A 3,643-nucleotide genomic window follows, 5' to 3' on the forward strand; every position below is an offset into this window, starting at 1 on the left:
CAAAACTCATCTAGCGGTGCGTTACGGGCTTCGCCCTAACACACCCTACAACTACTACGCATTATGGTGTTTGACATCAAAATAAAGCTCTTTCCCCCCTTTTTCAAGGGGGGTTAGGGGGGATCTAATCTGCTTCTACAAGCTAGTATAGCAGTGAGCGTTGTAGTGTAACCCATGGGTATTTACTCATTACTCATTACTCATTACTCATTACTCAAATTTTCTGTGTAGTAATAACCAATTAGCTTATAAATTAACTTAGCTACAGTAAATTCTGAAACCACAGAATCTGCTAATGGTGCTAACTCCATTACATCACAGCCAATTACTTGATAGTTTTCAAATACTCTTCTAAGAAAATGTAGTAATTGATACCAACTTATACCCCCTGGTTCAGGTGTACCCACTCCAGGGATTAAACCTGGATCTATGCCATCAACATCAATGGTAATAAAAACCTTAGAGGTAGTAATAGAGGCGATCGCCCTTTCGATCCAATTGGCATCAGTAGCAATTTCTCGGTCCCAAATCACCGGAATTGAATGTTTTTTAATCAATTCAGCTTCTTCTTTACATAGACTGCGAATACCTACAGGAAGTGTAGGCAAGTTCATATCCACAATGCGGCGCATTACACAGGCATGATTATGAATTGAACCCTGATAACTATGACGTAAATCTCCATGGGCGTCAATTTGAATCACTGTAAAGGGTTCATCTATAGCCTCTTGATAAGCTTTAACAACTCCTGCGGTTATACTATGTTCACCACCAACGGCTATGACAAATTTATCATCAGCGATTAATTCAGATACCTTCGTGGTAGTCAGATTAAGCATAACTTCAGGAGTTATTTCTGGCTGAAGGCGAGTATCAGCTATAGCCTCACAGGTATAAATACTGCATTCTAAACAAACTTCCGTTTCTAACTCATCATCATAAGCTTCTAGTTGATCTGAAGCGATTAAAATAGAACTAGGACCATTTTGGCATCCTTTGCGATAAGTAGTAGTAGCTTCATAGGGAATTGGTAAAATAACTACTTGAGATTCTGTATAGCTACTAATAGACTCAGATCCTAAAAATTGTCGAATAGAAGACTTATTTATTGATATCATCGCTATATTTAAATATAATCCTCTAGTATGCTATCAAAATTTTGCTCTTGTTTTATATAGAATGGAATTTTTCAGTGAGGGAGAAATCAACTACCCAATTTACCTCCACCTCACATCTTCCACCAATACTTATGTACTAAATTAACCTCAGAAAAAGTTCATTTCTCTTTAGTCTAAGATCTTGCCCTGTCAACCTTAATTATTTGCCTTTATTTATTTCAATTAAATTCAAAACTTGTTGTAACTTTTCTTTTTCTTGTGAACTTAAGTTAATACCTAGACGATAGAGTTTAATAATACCCTTATGATTTTTAACATCCTTAAAAACCTGTAAACCATTTTTTGCAATTAGTTTAATTTTATCTTCAGGTAAAACATAATTCTTGATTAAATAATTGCAACAAAATATACGAATATTTAATCTTTGACTATCTAGGGTTAAAGTAGTTGAGCAAAAAAGTTCTCTAAATATTGTTAACCTTATTTTTCTTAAACAAAAGAGCACAAATACCAAAATTACTAAAATAAAATAATAACCATTAAGAAAATTTAGATCATAGCCACCAGGTATTAAATATGAAAGAAACCAAAATAGTGGAAAAATGAAAACACATATAATTATGTCTATATTCTGATTGAAAACGAAGCTAATAAGAGGTAAAAAATAAACTAAAATAAAAGGAGAAATTAAGTAAAAAAGCCATACACCAGAAATACTTAAATCAATCGTATTAAATATATTAAAATGAAAAATGAAATAGACAAAAATCAATAACTCAAGTATCAAAAATAATAAGTATACTGTATTATATCTATTTTCTAAAGTTATCATAGGTAAAAAATTGATATTTAGTTTTTCCCTAGTTAAATGAAATTTTAAAATTCTTTGAGAGTTATAATATAAAGTAGTTCTATCTTCTGACATTTTTAATTAATATTTATGACTAATAATTTTTTAAAAGTTCAGTAACTTCATCACTAATAAAATTTTTAGTACTTTGTGCTATTTGTAAAGGAGTTTGACCCTTTTCATCACGTAAATTGACGTTAGCACCATTTAGTAAGAGAAATTTAACCACCTCTAGTTTATCTGAATATACATAGCAGTGTAGCAATGTTCCCCGAATAGAAGGCTCAAAAATATAATGTCCTCGTCCATATGAACTACTAGTTGAAATATTTTTGATTTGAATAGGAGAATTAATATCTCCTCCGTTATTCAAATAATCTCGAATAAGAGTTATTATTTTTTCAACATTATCATATAAATAGTTTTCTCCAGGGCCACATAATTTGCCTTCCAAAGGATATATATTTAATGATTGATTAGACTGTGTTTCAGATTTTTGCAGTAATGTAATAATTGATTGATTTATATTTTCATAACTTTGAGCCATTTGTAAAGGAGTATTACCCTTTGCATCAAGTAAATTAATATTTGCTTTATTGGTCAAGAGAAATTGAACTAAATCTAGATCATTCGAGTATACACTACAGTGTAATAAAGTTCCTAAGAAAGAAGATTCAAAAGTAGAATCTGTGACAATTTGAATATATTTGTTAATATCTCCACCTCTATTTAAATAGTTTTTTATAAAAGTTTTTTTTTGCTGGGTATTTTGATTATTACTACATATTCTACCTTTCCAAGGATACGAACTGGGAGATTGAGTTTGATTCTCTTGTAACAATTCAATGATTGAATCTTTAGGAAATGAATCACTTTTTGCCATTTCTAAAGGGGTCTGTCCATATTGATTAACTATCGTATCATTTGCACCATTGGTTAGTAAAAATTTAATTGATTCTAATCCACCCCAGAGCGCTGTACAATGTAACAATGTTCCACGCTTAGTCCATCCTAAAGTACCTCCACCAACATATCCTATATCTTTATTAATATTTCCACCTCTATCTAAATAGTTTGAGATTAAGTCTATATCTTTTAATTCGTAAATACTTGAACAAATATCTCCTTCTAAAGGATGGTTGATGAGGCTTTGTTTAAGACCATTTTCTAGAAATGAATAAAAGCCTATAACTGAACCAAAAATAACTAAAAATGTAATAAATTTTGATAAAATTTTCATTACTATTATATACAGATTCCTGCATTGATATCTTTACCATTTGCTCAACTACCTCCTAATAAATTTACAAAAGGCGGTCATTTTGATTAGCCTATAGATATAGTATTCCCTTTTTCTGCTGAAAATAATTCAGGGATTCTACCTAGAGATTTGAATATCAATTCCATGTTCATGAGCTAGGGAGCGTTAGCCCTCACTAATTATGGTTTTCCTCCAGACTTGAGCAAAATTGAGAATCGACTATCTAATTATATTGGAAGCCCCACAATTTCAGCAAACATCAGACAGGGTTCTTTTTGTCAAGTAGATTTTATACCAAATTAGATGAGCTTACCCTGTTCATCTATACCGCTTTTTAAAACCTACCCCTTACAGATAAGCTTTAACTCATATCTTGCACCAGAACTTATGTACTAAATTAACCTCAGAAAAAGT

Annotated in this window: 3 protein-coding genes; all 3 read right to left on the reverse strand. The window is 31.3% G+C overall.

The window, feature by feature from the left end:
• Positions 1-203: 203 nt before the first annotated feature.
• The 3 genes from speB to MW688_RS04760 all read right to left on the reverse strand — a co-directional run bounded on the left by speB (position 204) and on the right by MW688_RS04760 (position 3,208).
• Positions 204-1,118: an agmatinase gene (speB, locus tag MW688_RS04750; RefSeq protein ID WP_486734772.1), complete on the reverse strand. Its 915-nt coding sequence runs from the start codon at positions 1,116-1,118 to the stop codon at positions 204-206.
• 199 nt (positions 1,119-1,317) lie between these two features.
• Positions 1,318-2,043: a hypothetical protein gene (locus tag MW688_RS04755; RefSeq protein WP_486734773.1), complete on the reverse strand. Its 726-nt coding sequence runs from the start codon at positions 2,041-2,043 to the stop codon at positions 1,318-1,320.
• A gap of 19 nt (positions 2,044-2,062) precedes the next feature.
• The gene (locus MW688_RS04760; RefSeq protein WP_486734775.1) at positions 2,063-3,208 is read right to left on the reverse strand and encodes an ankyrin repeat domain-containing protein; all 1,146 of its coding nucleotides are present in this window, start codon (positions 3,206-3,208) and stop codon (positions 2,063-2,065) included.
• Positions 3,209-3,643 lie beyond the last annotated feature (435 nt).

The sequence above is a fragment of the Johannesbaptistia floridana genome (assembly GCF_057440575.1).